Source organism: Nocardia sp. NPDC050408 (assembly GCF_044458905.1).
Classification (GTDB): Bacteria; Actinomycetota; Actinomycetes; order Mycobacteriales; family Mycobacteriaceae; genus Nocardia.
The window spans coordinates 1-22,751 of sequence record NZ_JBITIL010000038.1 but is presented as its reverse complement, the minus strand read 5'-3'; the positions used below and the strand labels follow the sequence as shown (position 1 = coordinate 22,751).

At 65.8% G+C, this 22,751-nt stretch carries 22 protein-coding genes; 11 read left to right on the top strand and 11 right to left on the bottom strand.

Annotated elements, in window-relative coordinates:
- Positions 1–70: 70 nt before the first annotated feature.
- Entirely contained in the window at positions 71–406 is a 336-nt protein-coding gene (locus tag ACIBJI_RS41590; RefSeq protein ID WP_364358877.1) for an excalibur calcium-binding domain-containing protein, read from the top strand.
- A gap of 4 nt (positions 407–410) precedes the next feature.
- Here ACIBJI_RS41590 and ACIBJI_RS41585 read toward each other — a convergent pair whose 3' ends face one another.
- Positions 411–1,529: a BTAD domain-containing putative transcriptional regulator gene (locus ACIBJI_RS41585; RefSeq protein WP_397088672.1), complete on the bottom strand. Its 1,119-nt coding sequence runs from the start codon at positions 1,527–1,529 to the stop codon at positions 411–413.
- 31 nt (positions 1,530–1,560) lie between these two features.
- A complete protein-coding gene (fbaA, locus tag ACIBJI_RS41580; protein WP_364358910.1) occupies positions 1,561–2,595 on the bottom strand; it encodes a class II fructose-bisphosphate aldolase in 1,035 nt (344 codons plus the stop codon).
- A 425-nt stretch (positions 2,596–3,020) separates the two neighbouring features.
- Here fbaA and ACIBJI_RS41575 point away from each other — a divergent pair, with 425 nt between their 5' ends.
- Both ACIBJI_RS41575 and ACIBJI_RS41570 read left to right on the top strand, forming a co-directional pair.
- Entirely contained in the window at positions 3,021–3,743 is a 723-nt protein-coding gene (locus tag ACIBJI_RS41575; protein ID WP_364358907.1) for a VTT domain-containing protein, read from the top strand.
- A gap of 19 nt (positions 3,744–3,762) precedes the next feature.
- The gene (locus ACIBJI_RS41570; RefSeq protein ID WP_364358904.1) at positions 3,763–4,446 is read left to right on the top strand and encodes a DedA family protein; all 684 of its coding nucleotides are present in this window, start codon (positions 3,763–3,765) and stop codon (positions 4,444–4,446) included.
- Positions 4,447–4,480: 34 nt separating this feature from the next.
- On the opposite strand, the gene ACIBJI_RS41565 is transcribed toward ACIBJI_RS41570, so the two are convergent.
- Together ACIBJI_RS41565 and ACIBJI_RS41560 are read right to left on the bottom strand one after the other, a co-directional pair.
- Positions 4,481–5,134, bottom strand: a complete 654-nt coding sequence (locus ACIBJI_RS41565; protein ID WP_364358871.1) for a response regulator transcription factor — start codon at positions 5,132–5,134, stop codon at positions 4,481–4,483.
- Positions 5,131–6,495 (bottom strand): sensor domain-containing protein, encoded by a 1,365-nt coding sequence (locus ACIBJI_RS41560; protein WP_364358868.1) that lies wholly within the window; start codon positions 6,493–6,495, stop codon positions 5,131–5,133. Before ACIBJI_RS41560 ends, ACIBJI_RS41565 begins: the two co-directional genes overlap by 4 nt.
- Positions 6,496–6,590: 95 nt before the next feature.
- Between ACIBJI_RS41560 and ACIBJI_RS41555 the strand changes: the two genes are divergently transcribed.
- From ACIBJI_RS41555 to ACIBJI_RS41540, 4 genes are all read left to right on the top strand, one after another.
- Entirely contained in the window at positions 6,591–6,929 is a 339-nt protein-coding gene (locus ACIBJI_RS41555; RefSeq protein WP_364358865.1) for a DUF4190 domain-containing protein, read from the top strand.
- A 92-nt stretch (positions 6,930–7,021) separates the two neighbouring features.
- A complete protein-coding gene (locus ACIBJI_RS41550; RefSeq protein ID WP_364358862.1) occupies positions 7,022–7,735 on the top strand; it encodes a TrmH family RNA methyltransferase in 714 nt (237 codons plus the stop codon).
- Between the two features lie 117 nt (positions 7,736–7,852).
- Positions 7,853–8,941 (top strand): glycoside hydrolase family 76 protein, encoded by a 1,089-nt coding sequence (locus ACIBJI_RS41545; protein WP_364358901.1) that lies wholly within the window; start codon positions 7,853–7,855, stop codon positions 8,939–8,941.
- A gap of 315 nt (positions 8,942–9,256) precedes the next feature.
- Positions 9,257–9,709 (top strand): DUF3592 domain-containing protein, encoded by a 453-nt coding sequence (locus ACIBJI_RS41540; RefSeq protein ID WP_364358859.1) that lies wholly within the window; start codon positions 9,257–9,259, stop codon positions 9,707–9,709.
- Positions 9,710–9,763: 54 nt separating this feature from the next.
- Here ACIBJI_RS41540 and ACIBJI_RS41535 read toward each other — a convergent pair whose 3' ends face one another.
- The 7 genes from ACIBJI_RS41535 to clpB form a co-directional block, all read right to left on the bottom strand.
- The gene (locus tag ACIBJI_RS41535) at positions 9,764–10,450 is read right to left on the bottom strand and encodes a lysoplasmalogenase (protein WP_397088680.1); all 687 of its coding nucleotides are present in this window, start codon (positions 10,448–10,450) and stop codon (positions 9,764–9,766) included.
- Positions 10,451–10,583: 133 nt separating this feature from the next.
- Positions 10,584–11,648: a beta-ketoacyl-ACP synthase 3 gene (locus ACIBJI_RS41530; protein ID WP_364358853.1), complete on the bottom strand. Its 1,065-nt coding sequence runs from the start codon at positions 11,646–11,648 to the stop codon at positions 10,584–10,586.
- Positions 11,649–11,796: 148 nt separating this feature from the next.
- Complete coding sequence (pyrE, locus tag ACIBJI_RS41525) at positions 11,797–12,363, bottom strand: orotate phosphoribosyltransferase (RefSeq protein WP_364358850.1); 567 nt, start codon at positions 12,361–12,363, stop codon at positions 11,797–11,799.
- 5 nt (positions 12,364–12,368) lie between these two features.
- Positions 12,369–13,202 carry an SDR family NAD(P)-dependent oxidoreductase gene (locus ACIBJI_RS41520; RefSeq protein WP_397088670.1) on the bottom strand — a complete coding sequence of 278 codons (834 nt, stop codon included), beginning with the start codon at positions 13,200–13,202 and terminating at the stop codon, positions 12,369–12,371.
- 61 nt (positions 13,203–13,263) lie between these two features.
- A complete protein-coding gene (locus ACIBJI_RS41515) occupies positions 13,264–14,361 on the bottom strand; it encodes a hypothetical protein (RefSeq protein ID WP_397088668.1) in 1,098 nt (365 codons plus the stop codon).
- Positions 14,362–14,417: 56 nt separating this feature from the next.
- A complete protein-coding gene (locus ACIBJI_RS41510; protein WP_396960489.1) occupies positions 14,418–15,248 on the bottom strand; it encodes a DUF5666 domain-containing protein in 831 nt (276 codons plus the stop codon).
- A gap of 126 nt (positions 15,249–15,374) precedes the next feature.
- Complete coding sequence (gene clpB / locus ACIBJI_RS41505) at positions 15,375–17,933, bottom strand: ATP-dependent chaperone ClpB (RefSeq protein ID WP_364358838.1); 2,559 nt, start codon at positions 17,931–17,933, stop codon at positions 15,375–15,377.
- Between the two features lie 223 nt (positions 17,934–18,156).
- Here clpB and ACIBJI_RS41500 point away from each other — a divergent pair, with 223 nt between their 5' ends.
- The 4 genes from ACIBJI_RS41500 to ACIBJI_RS41485 all read left to right on the top strand — a co-directional run bounded on the left by ACIBJI_RS41500 (position 18,157) and on the right by ACIBJI_RS41485 (position 22,145).
- Positions 18,157–19,092, top strand: a complete 936-nt coding sequence (locus tag ACIBJI_RS41500) for an NADP-dependent oxidoreductase (RefSeq protein WP_364358835.1) — start codon at positions 18,157–18,159, stop codon at positions 19,090–19,092.
- Complete coding sequence (locus ACIBJI_RS41495) at positions 19,093–19,995, top strand: LLM class flavin-dependent oxidoreductase (RefSeq protein WP_397088666.1); 903 nt, start codon at positions 19,093–19,095, stop codon at positions 19,993–19,995.
- Positions 19,996–20,202: 207 nt separating this feature from the next.
- Positions 20,203–21,360, top strand: a complete 1,158-nt coding sequence (locus ACIBJI_RS41490) for an FAD-binding oxidoreductase (RefSeq protein WP_364358829.1) — start codon at positions 20,203–20,205, stop codon at positions 21,358–21,360.
- Between the two features lie 8 nt (positions 21,361–21,368).
- Entirely contained in the window at positions 21,369–22,145 is a 777-nt protein-coding gene (locus tag ACIBJI_RS41485) for an FAD-binding oxidoreductase (protein WP_397088664.1), read from the top strand.
- The last annotated feature ends 606 nt before the right edge of the window (positions 22,146–22,751 follow it).

Genomic DNA, 22,751 nt, shown 5'->3' with positions numbered 1-22,751 from the left:
GGAGCAAAGGGCCTCCGGTGGTTCAAAAACCGCACTGCCGCCGGCGTGCAAAGCGGAGCAGGATGGAGATGTGAAAGCTTCACTGATCTATCGCCGCGCTGTACCCGCGCTCGGCGCCGCATGTCTGATGATCGGCGGCCTCGGGATCGCGTTGCCGATCGCCGCCGCCGATTCGTCCACGGCCCAATTCGTGGCCGGGCCCGATAGTTCGCTTCCGGTGCCGAGCTATCGGCCGGGACCGAAGGGGTCGAATGTGCCGCCGCCGGAGGAGTCGAAGGAGGAGTCGCCGAGGTATTACACCGATTGCGATCAGGTTCGGGCCGAGGGGAAACTGCCGCTCTATCGTGGTCAGCCCGGCTATAACCCGTATCTTGATCCGGATGGGGACGGCATCGCCTGCGACTGAGCGCTTACTGGACGGCCTGGAATACCAGAACCGTTGCGCCGATACGAATATTGTCGCCGTCGGCTAGCAGCGCACCACTATCGATCGCCTCGTCGTTGACGTACACACCATTGGCCGAATGCAGATCCTTGATCAGCAGTCCGGCCCGGCTCGGCATGATATGCGCGTGGTAGCGACTGGCCTTCGGATCGTCGAGGATCAGATCGTTATCGGTCATCCGGCCGATTCGCATGCCGCCCTGCGCGATTGCCGTGACCCGGCCGTCCGGCATGCGCAGCTGACCGCTGCGGACCGCGCGCGGCATCTCGGTGACGGTCTCGGTCATCGCCGCGGCCAGCCGCTCGGTGCGCTTGAGCTCCATCGTGCTCAACGGTTCCTGCCGCAGCACCCGCTGTTCGAGATCGACCAGGACCGGACCCGGATCGATTCCGAGTTCGTCCGCGAGCACCGTGCGCACCCGACGGCACGCGTCCAGCGCATCGGCCTGTCGGCCGGATAGGTACAGCGCGGTGACCAGCTGACCCCACAGCGGTTCGCGCAGCGGATGTTCATTGGTCATCGAGACCAACTCACCGATCACCGATGAAGCGCGCCCACAGGCGATTTCGGCATCGATGCGAGCCGAGGCGGCCTGCAGCCGCTCCTCGTCCATCGCGGTGGCGAAACCGTCCGCGAACTGCAATCCGGCCAGATCAGCCAGTGCCCGACCGCTCCACTCGCGCAACGCATTTCCGAACAGCTGCGACGCGCCGACGTGGTCGCCGACCTCGGCGGCACGCGCGCCCGCATCCCTGGCCGCCTCGAAGCGGCCGAGATCGCAAGCGTCCTCGGCGATCTCGAGCCGATAGCCGGAAGATTCGGTGCGCAGCACCATGGCCGGATCGACACCCGAATTACGCAGTGCCTTACGGATATTCGAGACGAATACCTGCAGGCTGGCGGCATAGGAATCGGGGGGATCCTCGTTCCAGACCATCTCGGCCAGCGCAGCCGAGGCCACCGCGCGCCGTCGATTGACGGTCAGCGCGGCGAGCAAGGCTCGCGGCTTGGGCCCGCCGACCGCGACCGGTTCACCACCGACCAGCAGTCGCACGGGCCCGAGCACACGTACATCCAGACTCATGTACTAAAAGCCCCCCGAAGGGTAAATAGGGTCAGGCGCTGATCGAGCGACCCGCAGACTTCAGATCATTGCACGCCTCGACGACACGCGCTGCCATGGCCGATTCGGCCTTCTTGAGGTAGCCGCGCGGATCGTAGCTCTTCTTGTTGCCGACCTCGCCGTCGATCTTGAGCACACCGTCGTAGTTGGTGAACATGTGCGCGGCGACCGGCCGGGTGAACGCGTACTGGGTGTCGGTGTCGACGTTCATCTTCACCACACCGAAGCGCAGCGAATCCTCGATCTCCGACTTCAGCGAGCCGGAACCGCCGTGGAAGACGAAATCGAACGGCTGCGCGTCCCCCGCCAGACCGAGCTTGGCCGCGGCGACGCGCTGCCCCTCGGCCAACACCTCGGGCTTGAGCACCACATTGCCCGGCTTGTACACACCGTGCACGTTGCCGAAGGTCGCGGCGAGCAGGTACTTGCCGTTCTCGCCCGAACCGAGCGCGTCGATGGTCTTCTGGAAGTCCTCGGGAGAGGTGTAGAGCTTCTCGTTGATCTCGGCCTCGACACCGTCCTCTTCACCGCCGACGACGCCGATCTCCACCTCGAGGATGATGTTCGCGGCGTTGGTCGCCTTGAGCAGCTCCTTGGCGATCTCCAGGTTCTCGTCGATCGGGATCGCGGAGCCGTCCCACATATGTGACTGGAACAGCGGGTTCTTGCCCGCGTTCACCCGCTCCTGAGAAATGGCGATCAGCGGGCGCACGAAAGTGTCCAGCTTGTCTTTGGGGCAGTGGTCGGTGTGCAGCGCGATGGTCACGTCGTAGCGCGCGGCGACCACATGCGCGAATTCGGCCAGTGCGACCGCGCCGACGACCATATCCTTCACACCCTGGCCCGAACCGAACTCCGCGCCGCCGGTGGAGAACTGGATGATGCCATCGCTGCCCGCGTCGGCGAAGCCCTTGATGGCCGCATTGACGGTTTCCGAGGAGGTGCAGTTGATGGCCGGGAAGGCAAAGGAGTTCGCTTTGGCCCGACCGAGCATCTCGGCGTAGACCTCCGGAGTCGCGATGGGCACTGTGAAGACCTCCGTGTTGTGCGGCAAAAGACAATTCTGTCAGTCCACAGACTAGGCCAGCGCCTTTTTGCCGTGTTTGACGGCCAGCCACTAAGTCGCATGGCCCGTTCCCGACCTGCCCACGCACGGAGCGAGTCTTACGAGCGACGTTCGCGGCCGGCTCACGTCCGAGTGGTCGAAGCGCATGCGACGAAGTCGCGAGTCTCGACCGCTCGGACGCGAGCCTTGGTGGCCGCGAACACGCCGTGCCGCAGGCGCGGCAAATCAAACACAGGTACTGTTGGCCGCGTAATTGCGCTGGCAGCTTCCGATGCGGTGGCAAGCAATGTAGGCCAGCCGTACCCGGGACAGGAGGCCGCGTGATTCTGCTGGCAGCGACAGAATCGGTGACGAGCAACGTCGCTTTGACCCAGTTGCTGGACCCGATGCACCTGCTCACGGAGACGTGGCTCAAGAACGCGGTACTCCCGGCGATCCTGGTGATCGTCTTCATCGAGACCGGGCTGCTCTTCCCGATCCTCCCGGGCGATTCGCTGCTGTTCACCGGCGGCCTGCTGTCCGCGACGGAGCATCCGCCGGTATCGATCTGGCTGCTTTTGCCCGCCGTCATGGTGACCGCCTTCGCTGGTGACCAATGCGCCTATTGGATCGGCCGGGCGATCGGGCCCGCGCTGTTCCACAAGGAAGACACCCGGTTGTTCAAGAAGCATTACGTCACCCAGACGCATGCCTTCTTCGAAAAGTACGGGCCGAAGACGATCATCCTGGCCCGATTCGTGCCGATCGTGCGCACGTTCATGCCGGTACTGGCCGGTGTGTCCAAAATGGATTACCGCAAGTTCGTCACCTTCGACATCGTCGGCGCTGTCCTGTGGGGCGGCGGTGTCACGGTGCTCGGCTACTTCCTCGGCAATATCGAATTCATTCGCAAGAACATCGAGCCGATCTTCCTGCTCATCGTCCTGATCTCGATCCTGCCCGGCATCATCGCGGTGGCCAAGAAGGTGCTCAACCGCGGTGCGGCGGCGCGCCCGGAGGCAGCGGAGCATGACCACGGAGGGCGCCGGGAGCGCCGCGAATCAGGCACTGACGAGGCCGCTCAGCACGACGCCGCGCTGACTGCCTCGACGAACGAGCAGACCCACTGAGCCGGTGTCCACGGCGCAGTTGCCCCTAGCAGTGGGCAGTTTCGATCCGCTGACCTCGGCGGGGCCCGCGCTCGTCTGGACGGTGGTGCTGACCTTCGTCTTCCTCGAATGCGCGTTGATCATCGGGTTGTTCCTGCCTGGCGACTCGATGCTGATCACCGCGGGCATCGTGATGGCCTCCAACGCCGCGGGAGAGGCCCATGTCTGGGCGTTGTCCATCGGCACGATGATCGCGGCCATCGCGGGCAACCAGGTCGGCTACGTCATCGGGCATCGCACCGGCCATCATCTGGTGGCCAGAAAGAACGGCCGCTACATCAACACCCGCAATCTGCAGCGGGTGACCGAATTGCTGCAGCGGCACGGTTTCCTCGCGGTGCTCATTTCGCGCTGGATCCCCTGGGTGCGCACGCTGTGCCCGATGGTCGCGGGCGCGGCGCGGATGGATCACCGCAAGTACACCGTGGCCAGCACGATCGGCGCCGTTATCTGGGCGCCGGTGCTGCTGCTCATCGGCTACTACGCGGGCAGTTTCCTGGACCGAGTGCCGTGGCTGATGCCAGGAGTCATCGGCACTCTGGTAGTCGGTCTGATCATCGGAACCGCCGTCGGCATCCGTCATTACCGCCAGGAGATCGCCAAACCCGCCGAGGATTTCGATTTCGAAACCGCTGGCGACGACACGAAAACAGCCTCGCTCTGACACCTCTGACCGGCGCAACCGTTCGCGTGCCGGTTCAGCCCTTCAAGCGCAGGACCGCGAGGACTCGGCGGTGGTGGGTGTCGGAGGGTGGCAGATCCAGTTTGGTGAAGATATTGCCGATGTGCTTTTCGACCGCGCGCTCGGTGACCGTGAGTGCGGTCGCGATCGCATTGTTCGACAGTCCCTGTGCCATCAGTTCGAGGACCTCGCGCTCGCGGGGTGTGAGCCGGGCGAGTGAATCCTGTTGGCGTGACGCACCCATCAATTGACTCACCACCTCCGGGTCGAGTGCGGTGCCGCCGGTGGCTACGCGGTCCAGGGCATCGACGAAGTCGCGGACGTCGGCCACCCGATCCTTGAGTAGATAGCCGACGCCGCTCGCGCCACCGGCGAGAAGTTCGGTGGCATAGCGGGTTTCGATCCACTGCGAGAACACCAGCACGCCTGTGAGCGGGTACTTGCGTCGCAACTCGATCGCCGCGAGCAGCCCCTCGTCGGTGAAGGTCGGCGGCATCCGCACGTCCACCACAGCCACGTCGGGGTTGTAGGTGCCGACCACATCGCTCAAGGTGGTGGCATCGCCGACAATGGCGACGACCTCGTGGCCGCGCTCGGCCAGCAGTCCGGCAAGCCCGTCGCGCAGGATCGCATTGTCCTCGGCGATCACCACCCGCAACGGCGTACTCATCGCGGCCCGGCCGTCGGCAGCAGGATGGTCACCACGGTCGGCCCGCCGGTCGGACTCTGCACAGTCAGCGTGCCGTCCACCGCACGCGCCCGTGCCGCCAGTCCGGAAAGTCCGCTGCCCGCAACATGTTCCCCCTCGATCGGCTGCAGCGCGCCGCCGATTCCATTGTCGCGCACCGAGACCGCGATAGTGTGCGCATCGGTCGGCACGACCGACACCCACGCACTCGTGGCATTCGCATGTTTGACCACATTGGTGAGCAGTTCGGCGACCGAGAAGTAGGCGATCGCCTCGATGGCCGGATTCGGCCGCTGCGGCAGATGGACTCGCAGCTCCACCGGAACGGCACACCGTGAAGCCAGCGTCTCCAGTGCTGGTGCGAGCCCTAATTCGAGTGCGGGCGGATGGATTCCGCGCACCAGCTCGCGCAATTCGGTCAGCGCCTCCTTGGCATTTGCGTGCGCGTCGGCGATCAGATCGCGCGCGTCGCCGCCGAGGGATATCCGCTCCTCGGCCCGGCCCAAGGCCATAGCGATGGTGACCAGCCGCGCCTGTGTGCCATCGTGCAGATCCCGCTCAACTCGCCGCAGTGTCGCCGCCGAATCCTCGACCGCCGCACGCCGACTCGCGCGCAATTCGACCAACTGCCGGTCCCGCGCCGTTGCCGACAGCAATGCGATGGTGAGCAGCCCGTGCACCCAGCACACCGCGCGCAGCAGCCACGGCAGTGCGAAACAGCAGATAATGCCGACAGCGGACATCAGCAAAACCCTTGGCCAAGTGTCGATATAGACGGATCCGAACTGGGCCAGCGAATGGTGTGCGACGCCGTTGTCGTCGATATTCGTGGGGTTGAACAGCACCCACGGGATGGGCGAGAGCGCGACGAATACCGTCACGGCCACCACGACCAGCACCAGATAGCCGCCGACCACACCGAGTACGGCCTGCGCGAACAGGAACACAATGGCTCGCCAGCTCGCACGATCGGTGAACGCGCTCTTCAGGAATCCGAAAAAGCCCGGCCGCGAAACATACGGCGGCGGCGCGTCCACCGGCGTATCCAGCAGATCCCTGGCCAGCGCGCGATACACCTTCGCCCACAGTCGCGCGCCCAGAATCACCAGCGCCAGAATCGGAATGCCGATGAGGACGATCGAGGCGTATAGGCCGCCGCCGAAACCGAAGAACAGATAGCAGACGGCGAGCATACCGATCGCGAAAACCGTGAATACATAGACGAGTTGCTTCCAGGTCCGAGCCTGGATCGGCGCGCGCAGGATCGCGCGCAGCACCTCTCGCGCGTCCGGACCGGCCTTGCCGGTAGGCGCGTCGAGCACGAGGGTTTGTGTCTCGGTCATGGACTCCATGGTTGTCGCGGGCACGGCAGCATTCGATCGAGCTGCCCGCCGAATCCTAGGTGTGGCCAGCTACACCACCAACTAGCATCCTGTGCATGAACTATCCGCCGCCACCGCAGTACGGTTCGCCGTACGGCTACCCGGCCTATGGCCCGCCGCAGGATCATCCGCAGGCCATCACGATCATGATCCTCGGCATTCTCGGCCTGCTGATGTGTCAGTTCCTGGGCCCGGTCGCATGGGTGATGGGGAAGAAGGCACTCAACGAGATCGACGCGTCCGGCGGTGCCATCGGTGGTCGTGGCAGCGTCCAGGCCGGATATATCTGCGGCATAATCGCCTCGATATTGCTGATCCTGACCATTGTGTTCCTCATCCTCATGGTGGTACTCGCCGCTGTAGGCGTTCTCGGCTCCTCGTCCTCGACCTACTGAATCCGGCCACCCGAAGGTGGTGGGGTTCGATCTGCGGTATTCGCGGGGTCGTCCATGGTTACGCTGCGCTACCGCCTCCGGGCCCATCGCGCATGCCGCGGGCGGCCGGAATTAGCATCGTCGGAGTGAACCACCCCGCGCCGGATACGGCCGAGCAGCCAGGACCCACCGAATGGGGCGAGCATCCGCACGGTGTCGGACCATGGACGCAGGAGCACGGGGAAGCCCCGCCGGAGGATCCCCACTACGATCCGGAGCTGCTTGTCGGTGGTGACCGCCGCAACGTCGTCGATGCCTACCGCTACTGGAAGCGCGAGGCGATCATCGCCGATATCGACCGTCGCAGGCATCCGTTCCATGTGGCCATCGAGAACTTCGGCCACGACGCGAATATCGGCACCGTGGTGCGTACCGCGAATGCCTTCGCCGCGGCCGCCGTGCACATTGTCGGCCGACGGCGCTGGAATCGCCGCGGCGCCATGGTCACCGACCGCTACCAGCACATCGAACATCACTCCGATATCGGCGAGCTACTCGCCTTCGCCGAGCGGGAGAATCTGACCGTGGTCGCCGTGGACAATGTGCCGGGCTCGGTTCCGCTGGAAACCGTCGAGTTGCCGCGCCGCTGCCTGCTGCTGTTCGGGCAGGAAGGTCCCGGTGTGACAGAACATGCCAAGGGTGCGGCCGCGTTGACGGTTTCGATCGCGCAGTTCGGTTCTACCCGCAGTATCAATGCCGGAGTCGCGGCCGGCATCGCGATGCACGCATGGATTCGGCAACATGCCGATTTGACGTCAGCATGGTAACGAAAAGATCGGTATTAATCGGCTCGAAGCTGGCACCATTGACCCATGACCTCGCGGAGCCCGGATATCGGGCGCGATGCTGCACCCACGCCCGCGCTGTGGTCCGAGCGCGCGGATATGGCCGAATCCGCGATCGTCTCTCGGCACCTACGCGCGCTATGGGGCGTGCCGGGTACCGAATTGGGTGTCGTCGGTTGGCCGGCGACCCGTCGTGAGCGGGGCTTCGCCTCCTGGCACTACTGGTGGCAGGCGCATCTGATGGACTGCGCGGTCGATGCCGCCAACCGGGTGCCGACGCCGACGCGCCGCAAGCGCATCGCCGCCATCGCGCGGGCGCATCGGCTGCGCAATATCACCGGGTGGACCAATAACTACTACGACGATATGGCCTGGCTGACAATCGCTTTGGAGCGTGCCGAGCGAACCCAGGGGATCACCGAGGCGCGCGGCGGTCTGATCGCACTCGAGAAGGAGCTGTACGGCGCTTGGGATCCGGCGCGTGGCGGCGGTGTGCCGTGGCGGATCAACTCGGACTATTTCAATGCCCCCGCCAACGGACCGGTCGCCATCGCGCTACTGCGTCTCGGCCGCCACCTGCGCGCGCAGGAAATGGCGGACTGGATCGATGCGACGTTGTGCGACAAGGAATCCGGCCTGATCCTGGACGGCATCCATTTGCCCTCCGGCGAGATCGAGCGCCCGACCTTCACCTACTGCCAGGGCGTGGTGCTCGGTCTGGAAGCGGAACTCGCGGTGCACACCGGCGAGCCGCGCCACAGCGAACGGGTGCACCGGCTGCTCACCGCGGTCGAGGAGCAGATGACCACCAATGGGGTGATCAATGGTGGCGGTGGCGGAGACGGCGGCCTGTTCAACGGCATTCTGGCCCGCTATCTCGCTGTGGTCGCACTGATGCTGCCCGGTGATGAGCGCGATCAGGCGGCCGACCGGCAAACCGCGGCCGCTATCGTGCGTGCCAGCGCCGCGGCGGCCTGGGCGAACCGGCTCGAGGTCGAGGGCGAGCCGCTGTTCGGGCACGACTGGAGCAAACCCGCCCAGTTACCCGGCGGCCGGTCCGGTGCCGGACATTTCACCGAGGGCGGTTCGGTCACCTCGTCGCGGGTGCCCGAACGCGATATGTCGGTGCAACTGTCGGGCTGGCTGCTGATGGAGGCGGCCTACCAGGTCAGCGCCGCCGGACTGTAGGCATCGGAGTCCCCTGCTGTAAGCAGCAGTTCCATCCGATGATCAAATGCCTTGCCAGACAAGTGATCAACCGCAGTTCGCGGTATCCGGCACAACCCGTACGGTCGGACGGCAGAGCTGCGCGCAAGTCCACGCGTGGAGACCGAACCAACCGAGAAGCATTAACGGGCTCGCGCACCATGCGGTTGCCCATCTTGCCGGATGAACGGCGGGGGTGCGGTGGAGACGGGCAGGTCACGGTTGTGGTCAAGGGGCGTTCACGGTGGGATGGGCGGTCCTATTCTGGATGGTGCAGGCAGTCGGGTGGAGGCTGGCATGGATCACGCACGCGTTCTCCGCACAGTGCTCGGGGTGACCGCCGGGTATTTCATCGTGCTCGCATTCTGGCTGGGCTGGCTACTACCGCATACGCCGCCGGGGACCGAGCCGTTCCAGATCGTCGCGCTGGTCGGTCTGTTCGGATCATGCGTGGGCGTCGGGATGCTGTTGGCCGTTCGGCCATCGCGCGCGGATCGGCAGTTGTGGCGGCACGGGCTGGAGGGGTGGGCGACCATCGAGGGTGCGCATACGCTGCAGCGCACTGATCATCACACCGAGTTGACCGAATTCGATCTGGAGCTCGTTGTGCCGGGATCCGAAAGTTACCGTGGCACCATCGTTTTCGATGTCACCCCGGCCGATAAGCCGCGGCTCGCGGTCGGCGAGACAATCTCCATCCGAGTCGATCCGCAGAATCGGGATCGGATCATTCTCGTTCTGGGGCAATAGCTTTCGATCAACGGCGGGCGGATCCCGCATTTCGCCGCATCGGCGGGCGCGAGGTCAGTCCCGCGAGTGCGCTTGCGGGTCCGCGAGCAGATATTGCGCGGCCGCGTAGGTAGCCAGGATGACGCCCTCTGTGACCCGCCGGGAACGCTCACCGCGCGCGAACAGCCGCCGCAGCACGATCAGCCCATCGGAAACGGTGAACAGCAACGCACCGAGGCCGAGCCGACTACGCGGATCGGCATTCGGAATATTCAGTCCGGCAATATTTTTCGCGTCCGGAGCCAATCCGGGATCGGAGGCGAGCACCGCCGCACTGCCCAGCGTCGCACCGTAGGCCGTCAGCGCAGCCGCGACTGTCGGCGCCTTGGCCCGCATCAACGCCGCAGCACCGAGCCAGGCCAGCAGCCGTGGAACCGCGATCTCTGGACGCGCACGCCCGCCGCGGCGCCACCACAGCACCGAATATCCGGTCTGCATCACCGCGAACGAGGACGCTCCCGCGATCAGCCGCCGATCACTGTCCGGCTCGATCAGCAGCACATCACCGATGGTCGCGGCACCGAGGCAGCCGAGCAGCACCGTCCGATCGACCGGATCCAACGCCCGATCGGCCGCCGCATCCGCCGCCAACAGCGGCATCAGCAGCGGCTTCGTAACCCATTGCACCTTGTCGCGGCCGGTAACCACGCCGTACACGGTCGCCGCCGCAGCCACCAGGAATCCGGCACGGAATGGACGCACGACCCACGGCGTGCCCGAGGTGGGTAACCACACTGCGGCGCGAGCGGAGTGCCCGGAGGCGGCAGCGGAGCGTAACCACATGGGCCACCAGGAGCGCCGCAAATCAGACAAAGCGCCCCATGAATGCCGCAAATCAGACACCGAAGCTCGGCTCTTTCGGTGCGGGTGGCAGCGTGACGACCTGACCCGCGTAGCTCAGGCCCGCACCGAAGCCGAGCAGCAAGGCCACCTGTCCGCCCTTGGCCTTGCCGGTCACCAACATCTCCTCCATCGCCAACGGGATGGATGCGGCGGAGGTATTGCCGGTGTTCTCGATGTCATTGGCCACCGGGATGTCATCGGCCAGCCCGAGGTTCTTCTTCATCAACTCGTTGATGCGCGCATTGGCCTGATGCGGAATGAAGACCTCGATATCGTCCTTGGAGACACCGGAGACCTCGAGCGCCGAGGCCAGCGCGCGCGGCAAAGTGACCGCCGCCCAACGGAATACCCGCGGCCCCTCCATCCGCAGCGACATCCGGCCGACGGGCTCTACGGCCGGGTCGGTGCCCTGCAGCCGCTGCGCTTTCTCCATGTATTCGAGGAAGTTGACGTCCTGCTCGATCGCCGAGGCATTCTCGCCGTCGCTACCCCACACCGTCGGGGAGATGCCGTTCTCCTCGCTCGGGCCGACCACCACCGCACCAGCGCCGTCGCCGAAGATCATCGCGGTGCCGCGATCGGTCGGATCGAGTCCGACCGTCATCGTCTCGGCACCGATGAGCAGCACATATTCGGCCGACCCGGACCGGATCAGGTCGGCGGCGACGCCGAGGCCGTAGCCGAATCCGCCGCAACCGGAGGTCAGATCGAAGGCCGCGATCCCGTTCATCCCCAGGTCGTTGGCGACCTTGGGGGCGCCGTGCGGGGTGAGGGTCAGCCAGCTCGAGGTGGCCAGGATCAGCGCGCCGATCTTGGACCGATCGATGCCGCTGTTGACGATCGCCCGCTCACCGGCGGCCGCCGAAATCGACTGCAGCGTTTCGTCTCCGCTGATCCACCGACGGTTGCGCACACCGGTGCGCTCGTAGATCCACTCCGGGGTCGAATCGAGAACCTCGCACACCTCTTCATTGCTGACCAGGCGTTTCGGACGGTAAGCACCGATGCCGAGCATCGCGACATTCGCACGGCTCTTATTGACTGCAATGCTCACCACAGGTAACTCACACGACCCTTCACTGTCTCGACCGCCTCGCTGCACTCGGCGGATGCGTCCCCCTATCGGGTCGCACCGCTGTCGGCGTTTCAGAGCGAATCAAAGCTCCGACCACCGGCGACTGCGATCCGGGAGGCGCATTTGCAGCTTAGCCGAGGGCGAGATCCTTCAATCCGAGGATGGACCGGTACTCCAGGCCCTCGGCGGCGATCACCTGATCGGCGCCGGTCTCCCGGTCGACGACGGTCGCGACGCCGACGACGGTCGCGCCGGCCTCGCGCAGGGCGCGCACGGCGGTCAGCGGCGAATTTCCGGTGGTAGTGGTGTCCTCGACGACGAGCACCCGCTTGCCGACGATGTCCGGGCCCTCGATCTGGCGCTGCATGCCGTGGGTCTTGGCGGCTTTACGCACCACGAAGGCATCAATCGGTCGGCCGGGCGCGTGCATGACGGCCAGCGCGACCGGATCCGCACCCATGGTGAGCCCTCCGACGGCCTCGAAATCCCAGTCCGCCACGAGTTCGCGCAGTAGCTTGCCGATCAGTGGTCCGGCACCGTGGTGCAGCGTGGCGCGGCGCAGGTCGACGTAGTAGTCGGCCTCTTTGCCCGAGGACAGTGTGACCCGGCCGTGCACGACGGCGAGCTCGCGCACGAGTGCGGCCAATCTGTCGCGGTCGTCCGTCGAAACGGCGGCCTTGTTCGCCTGGTCGATCATGTCTGTCAAGTCCTTCCGCGTGCGTTGAATATGCCGCGATTCAGTCGGGCCGCCAGGGCTCGCGGGATCATCCCGGCGGCGGTGGTGAGCACTTTGTACTGCACACCGGGCACGCTGAGCACCCGGTCCTTCTCGAGATCACGTAGCGAACCGGCGACCACCTGGTCGACGCTCAGCCACAGCTGTTTCGGCAGCGAGGACATCTCGATGCCGGCCCGCTCGTGGAATTCGGTATGCACGAATCCGGGGCACAGGGCCTGGACCCGGACTCCGGTGCCGGCCAGTCCACCCGCCAGCCCTTCGGTGAAGGATACGACGTAGGCCTTGGAGGCCGAATAGGTCGAGCCCCGTCCGGGGATCAGACCCGCGACGCTGGCCACATTCACGATCGAACCCTTCGCGGCCGCGATCATCGATGGCAGCGCGGCCCTGGTGAGCTGCACCACCGCCGTGACATTGACGTCGAGCTGGGCCTGGATCGCAGCGGGCGGCTGCGTCCAGAACTCCCCCGACTGGCCGAATCCGGCATTGTTGACCAGGAATTCGACGCCGTCGGCGGCGCGGGCCAGTGCCCGATCCCGATCTTCGGAATCGGCCAGATCGGCGACGAGCACCTCCGAGCGGGTCGCGAATTTCCGCTCCAATTCCGCGGCAAGGCCATCCAGCCGGTCCTTGTCACGGGCGACGAGCACCAGGTCGTAGCCGAGTGCGGCCAAGCGCACGGCGAATCCGTGCCCGATGCCGGAGGTGGGTCCAGTGATCAATGCGACGGGGCGGATGGCCCCGGGCAAGCGCGTGGGACTGTCTGCCCCACCCGTCTCCCGGCCACCATCCCTCATCGAATCGCTCCGCGATCCTGCATTCATCGCACAATCCAGGTCATAGGGGCGCTATGCCCGCTCACTGCGGTACGGGTCCCTGATACGGGCGGAATCCCGGGTGGAACGGACCGCCGGGCTGTTCCGGCGTGTGCTCGCCCGCGGGCCATCCGTCTTCATCCGGCTCGGACTCGGCGGGTTTGCGCTGGGCCGGGCGGTCCTCCGGCGACCAGTCATCGTCCGGTTCCGCCGCCCAGCGCTCGTCGCGGGCCCTTGAACGGGAGTCCGGGACGACGGCGAGACTGGGGCGGCGCGGCGGCTGCGGTTCGGCGGCCGGTTCCTCATCGTAATAGTCGTCGTCGGAGTACTCGCGGTACTTCGGCCGGTCGAAATCGTCTTCGTCATAAGACGATTCGGCGTACTCCTCGTCGTCGAAGTCCTCGCGCTTGCGCAGATCCGCCGACGCGACTCGCGCGGCCACCGGACTTTCCGCCTCTTCCCGCTCACCCGCGCGCTTGCGCGGATGCGGCCGTCCCGGATCGTGACCATCGGAATCCACCCCGCGCGCATCGCTCACCGGCGGCAGCACATGCAGCAGACCGGACAGGCGAAGCACCGCATCGATCGCGGTCTCCCAATCCTTGGCCACCGTACCGACATTCAGCATGCCGAGGGTCCAGTTGCCCTCACTCCATAGCATCTGCACGGTATCGGGCAGCGATTCGATGAAGGCGACCATGCGCTGGTCGACGGCGTGCCTGGCGATCTCCGGATTGGTCGCGAACACCACCCGGTCACCGATCGCGCCGAGCAGTTCCAGATCGGCGTCCTTGGGCGGGGACGCGGTCTTGAGCCGCATATCCACATCGATATCGGAGCCGATCTGCCTGCGCACGGCGACCAGCGTCGCGGCGTCTTCCAGATCGAAGAGGACGAATTTCTCGCCCTTGCGGATGCCGGACACCACATCCACCGCGGACAGGTAGCCGAGCTTGGCCAACGCACCGCGGCGCCAGGTGGAGGCCAGCGCCGGTTCCACCGACACATACGTATAGCCCTGGGCCTTCGCCCACACCTGGCGCGCATGACCGGTCCGCTGTCGCTGGACCCGATCGAAATACAGCAGCACGATCGCACCAACGAGCGCGATCGCCGCCAACCCGAACCACATTGCCGTCATCGTCGCCTACCCTATAGAGCCGACAGGGCTATTGCGCATCACTGCCCGCTGATATTTCACCGCGTGCCGCCGGGCAGTGCGGTGCTGATGATGATCTTCGCGTCGATCGAACCATCCGCGGCCTTATCGCCCTGCACCATGACCATGTCACCGACCGGAAGATCGGATACCTTGGACCCGGCCAACGAGATCACCTGGGTCTTATCGGTGGTGCGCACCGTTACGGCGGATCCGCCGAGGGTGTCGAGGGTCAATTGGCCACCGGCGTTGGCGGTGATGGTGCCCATGGTCGCGCCGAGGCTATCGATGCCGCCGAGTCCCGGAATGCTCGGCAGAACCTGGGTGGATGACGGACCGCGCGAGGGCGCGGTACCGGTGGATCGGCCCGCGGTCGGGAAGGCCGAGGTGCTCGCGGCCGAACTCGACGAGGTGTCCTTATCGCCGAGCAGCACACCGGCGAGCACACCGATCGCGCCGATCAGCAGGAGCACCCCGAGTCCAAGGGCGATCCACAGGCCGGTGTTGCGCTTGCGCGGTGGCTGCTGATCCGGGGGTAGCGGCGCACCGGGCGGTCCGGGCGGATACTGCGCGCCGGGCTGGCCGTACGCACCGACCTGGGTCGGCTCCTGCCACGCGCCACTTTCCTGGCCCCACTGGACCTGGCTGTCGTACGGGGGGAACTCCTTGGTGGCATTGACCGGTGGCGGCGCCCACGGCTCGAATTGTTCGGTGGACGGATAGACCGAGGTCGCATCGCCGTGGCCATAGGCCTCGGGGTATTCCGACGTAGGCGCGGACGGCTGAAATCCCGACTTACCCGACGGACCGAAATGTTCCGTCGGCGCATCCTCCGGTCGCTGAGCCCAGGGATCGTTGGGATTGGTCATGCCCTCCAGGGTAGGCTGTGGCACTTTGCCGTGCCTTCGGCACGGCGTGTTCGCTCGTAAGACTCGCTGGCGTTGTGGCGAACAAGGCGGCCCGACTGCGGATTACTCGCAAGCCGGGCCGCATTGTCAGCCGCGGCCGACGATGAGACCCTCGCCGTTCGGGCTCACATTGACCACGACGGTGTCGCCGTCGGTGACCTCACCGGCGAGCAGTTCCTTGGCGAGGGTGTCGCCGATGGCCTGCTGGATCAGCCTGCGCAGCGGGCGGGCGCCGTACAGCGGGTCGTAGCCGCGCACGGCGAGCCAGAACCGGGCCGAATCGCCGACGTCCAGCTTCAGCCTGCGCTGCGACAGTCGCTTCTGCAGCTGGTCGAGCTGGATATCGACGATGGATTCCAGCTGCTCCTCGTCGAGGGCATGGAACATGACCACATCATCGAGGCGATTCAGGAACTCTGGTTTGAAGGCCGAGCGGACCGCGTTCATGACGAAATCCCGCTCGCCACCCGCACCCAGATTCGAGGTCAGGATGAGGATGGTGTTGCGGAAGTCGACCGTGCGGCCCTGGCCATCGGTCAGGCGACCCTCGTCGAGTACCGCGAGCAAGATGTCGAAGACATCCGGATGCGCCTTTTCGATCTCGTCGAAGAGCACCACGGTGTACGGCCGACGCCGCACCGCCTCGGTCAGCTGACCGCCCTGGTCGTATCCGACATAGCCGGGCGGGGCGCCGACCAGCCGGGCGACAGAGTGCTTCTCGCTGTACTCGCTCATATCGATGCGGACCATGGCGCGTTCGTCGTCGAACAGGAAGTCCGCCAACGCCTTTGCCAGCTCGGTCTTACCGACACCGGTCGGGCCGACGAACATGAACGAACCCGTCGGCCGATTCGGATCCGCGACTCCGGCGCGCGCCCGGCGCACCGCATCCGAAACCGCCTGCACCGCCTCGGTCTGACCGACCACGCGCTTACCCAGCTCCTGCTCCATCCGCAGCAGCTTCTGGGTTTCGCCCTCCATCATCCGGCCGACCGGAATACCGGTCCAGGACGAGACCACCTCGGCGATATCGTCGGGGCCGACCTCCTCCTTGAGCATCACTTCGCCGTCAGCGGCTGTGGCGGAAGTCTTTTCGGCCTCGGCGAGCTGCTTCTCCAGCGCCGGGATACGCCCGTAGCGCAGTTCGGCGGCCTTGCCCAGATCACCGTCGCGCTCGGCGCGCTCGGATTCACCGCGCAGGGATTCCAACTCCTCCTTGAGGACGCGGACCTGATCGATGGCGCTCTTCTCGTTCTGCCAGCGGGTCATCAGCTGGTTGAGCTTTTCGCGGTCATCGGCGAGTTCCTGACGCAACTTGTCCAGGCGCTGCTTGGACGCCGCGTCGGTCTCCTTCTCCAGTGCGACCTCTTCGATCTCGAGCCTGCGCACCGCGCGCTCGACCTCGTCGATTTCCACTGGGCGCGAGTCGATTTCCATGCGCAGCCGGGAGGCCGACTCATCGACCAAGTCGATCGCCTTATCCGGTAGGAACCGGGAGGTGATGTAGCGGTCGCTGAGCGTGGCGGCGGCGACCAGCGCGGAGTCGGTAATGCGCACGCCGTGGTGCACCTCGTAGCGATCCTTGATGCCGCGCAGGATGCCGATGGTGTCTTCCACCGACGGCTCGCCGACCAGCACCTGCTGGAAGCGACGCTCCAGGGCGGCGTCCTTCTCGATGTGCCGGCGGTACTCATCCAGCGTGGTGGCGCCGACCAGCCGCAGCTCACCGCGGGCGAGCATCGGCTTGATCATATTTCCCGCATCCATCGCCGACTCACCGGTCGCGCCCGCGCCGACGATGGTGTGCAGCTCATCGATGAATGTGATGATCTGTCCCGCACTGGTTTTGATCTCCTCGAGTACGGCCTTGAGCCGCTCCTCGAATTCACCGCGGTACTTCGCACCAGCCACCATCGCGCCCAAGTCGAGCGAGACAACGGACTTGCCGCGCAACGATTCCGGCACGTCACCGGCCACGATGCGCTGGGCCAGGCCCTCCACGATCGCGGTCTTGCCGACCCCGGGCTCACCGATCAGCACCGGGTTGTTCTTGGTACGACGGCTCAAAACCTGTACGACACGGCGGATTTCGGTATCGCGCCCGATGACCGGGTCGAGCTTGCCGGCGCGGGCGGCCGCGGTGAGATCGGTCGAATACTTCTCCAGCGCTTGGTAGCTGCCCTCCGGATCGGCACTGGTGACGCGCGCACTGCCGCGCACGGCGGTGAATGCCTCGCGCAGCGCCTCGGGGGTCGCGCCGTACTTCTGCAGCAGCATGGTGACATCCGAATCGCCGTCGGCCAGGCCGACCATGACGTGTTCGGTGGAGACGTATTCGTCGCCGAGTTCGGTGGCCAGGCGCTGGGCGGCGGTGATCGCTGCCAGGGCTTCGCGGCCGAGTTGGGGCGTGGTGGTCGCACCGGTCGCGCGTGGCAGCTTGTCAACGATGTCCTGTGCCTCGCGTCGAATCGTCGCCGGATCCACCGCGACGGCCTTGAGCAAGGGGGCGGCGATGCCATCGGTTTGATCCAGCAACGCCACCAGCAAGTGCGCCGGACGAATCTCCGGATTGCCCGCGGCCGAGGCGGCCTGCAAGGCGGCGGTCAGAGCCGCCTGGGTCTTGGTGGTGGGATTGAACGAGTCCACAAGTCACCTTCCTACTAGTCGATTCGCACTATCCAACGTCGGAAAGGTTGAGTCTGTTCCGCTCAACTTTAATTTTTTGGGCACCTGAACAGACTCCGGCTGAACGCTACGCCGCGACACTGCCGAATGGCATCAATCGCAGGGTCTATGGCACCGCGATGCCTACGATGGCCTTGGCCGTTGGTTGATGCATCACAATCCAGCCCGACTCGAGGAGCGATGGATGCGCGCGATCGTGGTACGAAGCTTCGGAGCAACACCCGAACTGGCCGAAATGCCGACCCCCGAACCCGGCGCGGGTGCGGTCAGAATCCAGGTCGAGGCCGCCGGGGTGAACCCATTCGACCAGAAGATGGCCGGCGGCATTCTGGATGGCAAGCTGCCGCACGATTTTCCGATGATCCTCGGCGTCGACGGTGCCGGCACGGTGGCCTCGGTCGGCCCCGGCGTCACCAAATTCGGCGTCGGTGACCGTGTCGTCGGCAAATTCCTGTTCCCGCCCGCGGGCCACGGCAGCTTCGCGGAGTATTCGATCCTGCCCGAGGACGCCACCCTGGTCCCGATCCCGGACCAGGTGCCCACCATCGCGGCCGCGGCCCTGCCGACCGCGGGCATAACCGCGCAAGACATCGTGGATGCCACCAAGCTCGAGCCGGACCAGACGGTATTGATCGTCGGCGCCACCGGCGGCGTCGGCTCGTTCCTGGTGCAGTTGGCGAATATCGCCGGGGCGCACGTCATCGCGACCGCGCGTGGGGCGGTCGCCGATCAGATGACCAGGCTCGGCGCGGCCGAGACCATCGATTACACCCGTGGTCGGGTCGTCGAAGAGGTCGCCGCCGCACACCCCGACGGCGTCGATGCGCTGTTCGATCTGGTGAGTCCGCCCGAGGTGCTGGCCGAGCTGACCACGTTGGTCCGCGACGGCGGCACGGTCTACTCCACCATCTGGTCCGCCGATCCGGACGCGCTGCGCGATCGCGGCATCAAGGGCGGCAATATCGAATCCTCCGGCCGTGGACCGGAATTGGCCCGCCTGCTCGATCGGGTCGCCGCCGGAGATGTCGTCGTGCCGATCGACGTGACCGTCCCACTGAACCAGGGCCCTTCGGTCATCGGCGCGATAGGTGCGCGGGGCAAAACCGTGCTGGCCATCTGAGTGAGTGCCCGAAAAAAGGGCCCATCACGCCCACCCGAATTCGGCCTCTTCCTGATTCCGGAGGCCGATAACTACCAGCAGCTCACCGAGCTGACGACCTATGCGGAGAGCGCCGGACTCGACCTGATCGGCGTCCAGGACCATCCCTACCAGCGACGCTTCCTCGACACCTGGACCCTGATCACCGGCCTGGCCATGCGCACCGAGCGACTCACCTTCTTCCCGGATGTCGCCAACCTGCCCCTGCGCAATCCCGCCGTACTCGCGAAATCCGTTGCTTCCCTCGACATCATGACCGGCGGCCGGATCCACCTCGGACTCGGCGCGGGCGCGTTCTGGGCCGCCATCGCCGCCATGGGTGGTTACCACCTGAGCCCGGGCGAATCGGTGCGGGCACTCGCCGAGGGCATTGCGGTCATCCGGGCCATGTGGAGCGACGAACGTTCGGTCCGGGTGCCCGGGACCTACCATCTGCTCGCCGGTGCCCATCCTGGTCCGCAGCCGGAACACGACCCTGGCATCTGGCTCGGCGCGAAGGGTCCGCGCATGCTCGCTCTGACCGGACAGCGCGCCGACGGCTGGCTGCCCTCGGCGGCCTGGGCCCCGCCCGAATTCCTGACCGAGGCGGGTAAACGCATCGACGATGCGGCCGCCGCGGCGCAGCGCGATCCGCGCGCCATCCGGCGGGTCTACAACCTGTCCGGCACCATTACCAGCGACGGCACCGACTACGGCTTCCTGGAGGGCCCGCCCGAGCGCTGGGTGGACGATCTGTCCGCTTTACATCGTGACCAGCGCATCGACGGCTTCATCTTCTGGCCGACCGAGGGCGACCCCGTCGACCAAGTGCATCGCTACGCCGAATTGGTCGCGCCCGCGGTGCGCGCGAACGTCGCGAGTTGACCCGGCGGTAACCCGGAGCGAGCGAGGCCGCGATATCCTGCATGTCCGGCCCAGAGCAGCCCAGATTTGCCCACGGATTACCGTGGGCGCGGGCGTGATCGGCCATACCCACACGACCACGTGATTTTCAGGGATACTTGACGGTGGAGGACCGCCGGTTACGGACATGTCCCTGGGCAGATTTTGAGGGAAAGGAAGCTCCACGTCGTGGATGCGCGTTCGGCAGCGCTGGTCCGCGCCAACTTCCGATCGGTGATCGAGTCGCCGAACGGACCCGAGCGGTTGATCAGTGCGTTTTATGGTCACCTGTTTGCGGAGAAGCCGCAGCTGCGGGAATTGTTCCCGCCCGCGATGGAGATGCAGGCCAAGCGGGTGGTGACCGCCATCCATTACGTGCTCGACCATCTCGAGGACTGGGGGCGGGCGCAGAAGTTCCTGGAACAGTTGGCGCGTGATCACCGCAAATACGGTGTCATCGCCGCGCACTATGACATCGCGGGGCGGGCGCTGCTCGCCGCATTCCGGGTCTTCAATGGACCGATGTGGAATCGCGCGCTCGAGGAGGGCTGGCGCGATATCACCATCCTCATCTCCGCATCCATGGCCATCGGCGCCAATTCCGATAAATCGCAGCCGTACTGGGATGCGACCGTGGTCGGCCATCGCCGGGTGCTCGAGGATCTGGCCATCGTGCGGCTGCAGTCCGACAGTCCGATTCCGTATCAGGCCGGACAGTACGTGCCGGTCTCGCTGCCGCAGCGCCCCAAGATGTGGCGTTATCTCTCGCCCGCGATTCCCGCGAATCCCTACGGCGAGATCGAATTCCACGTCCGCAAGATCCGCGGCGGTTGGGTGAGTCCGGCCATCGTCAATGAGACCAGGGTGGGCGATCGGTGGATGATCGCCGGTCCGCTCGGTGGTCTGCACATCGATCGCGACAGCGGGCGTGATGTGCTGCTGATCGGCGCGGGCACCGGCATCGCCCCGCTGCGCGCCCAGTTGATCGAGATGGGTCAGCGCGGCATCAATCCGCGCGTGCACTTCTTCATCGGCGGCCGCTACCCCTGCGATCTGTACGACGTGGAGAATATGTGGCAGCTCTCGCAGAGCAATCCGTGGCTCACCGTGGTCCCGGTCTGCGAACAGAAGACCAACCCGTGGTGGTATACGCATCCACCGCAGGACGAGCCGTACGGCATGCACCGCCGCCTGATCGGAAATCTGGGCGCGGTCGTGGCCAGCTTCGGCTCATGGTCCGACCGGCAGATCCAGATCGCCGGTTCGGCCCGCATGATCGCCGACACCCGCCGCGCCCTGATGGCGGTGGGCACCCCCGAGTCGGTTATCAGCTCAGATCCCGTGTGAGAGAAGCAATGACAATTGATCCGAGCCCGCACGGCAATGGTGCGGCGCCCGAATGGAAGTCGACCGTGGTCGGTCATCACCGGCTGCGCCACGACATCGCGGTTATCCGCCTGATCGGCGAGTACGTCCCGTTTCTCGCGGGACAGTCGGTCGAGGTCCGGGTGCCGCAGCATCCCGGGATGCGCCGTCGGCTCTCTCCCGCGCTGCCGCCGTCACTGGACGGCAAGCTGGAATTCCATGTGCGCACAGTGCCGGGCGGCTGGTGCAGCGGCAGTATTGTCGCCGACACCCACCCCGGCGATGAATGGCAGATCAGCGCTGCGCTCGGCACTCTCGCCGTAGACCCCTACGGCGACGAGGTGGTGATGATCGCGGGCGGTACCGGTCTGGCCCCGATGCGCTCTCAGATTCTCGACCTCGCCCGGCACGAAGATCCGCCGCCGACCTACCTGTTCGTTGGTGGGCGCTCACCGCGCGACCTGTACGCCGATGACATGCTGTTCCTGCTGGCGAACGAATTGCCTTGGCTCACGGTGATTCCCGTGGTCGAGAGCCCGGAGGATCCCGGCTGGGTCGACGAATGGTACGAGCAGTCGCGCGTGGATATCGGATTCCCACTCGACGATATGCTCTTCGGCACGCTCGCCGATGTCGTCGGTTCGCACGGTGCGTTCGACCGCCACCAGGTGCTGGTCTGCGGGTCACCCAATATGGTCCGCGTGACTCTGGATCGGCTCGTCGAGACCGGAACCCCCGCCGCGAATATCCAATTCGAGGGACTGTAACCAGCAGACGCACCGCGCATGCGCCGCAGGCGCGGGACTCGACCATCCAGCACGCGCGCACCGGATGCCGAACGGCCCCGCCATCACCACCACGACGGAGCGAGTCTTACGAGCGACCGTTAGCGGCCCGTCTCGCGTCCGGGCCGAACGAAGCGCAGGCAACGAAGTCACGAGCCTCGCCCATCCAGCACGCGCGCACACCCGGTGCCGAACGGCCCCGCCATCACCAACCACAACGAAGCGAGTCTTACGAGCGACCCGTTCGCGGCCCCTCTCACGTCCGAGCCATCGAAGCGCAGGCAACGAAGTCACGAGCCTCGCCTTCCAGCACGCGCGCACCGGGTGCCGAACGGCCCCGCCATCACCAACCACCACGGAGCGAGTCTTACGAGCGACCCGTTCGCGGCCCCTCTCACGTCCGAGCCACCGAAGCGCAGGCAACGAAGTTCGAGACTCGACCATCCAGCACCCGCGCACCGGGTGCCGAACGGCCCCGCCATCACCAACCACAACGGAGCGAGTCTTACGAGCGACCCGTTCGCGGCCCGTCTCGCGTCCGAGCCGTCGAAGCGCATGCGACGAAGTCGCGAGTCTCGACGGCTCGGA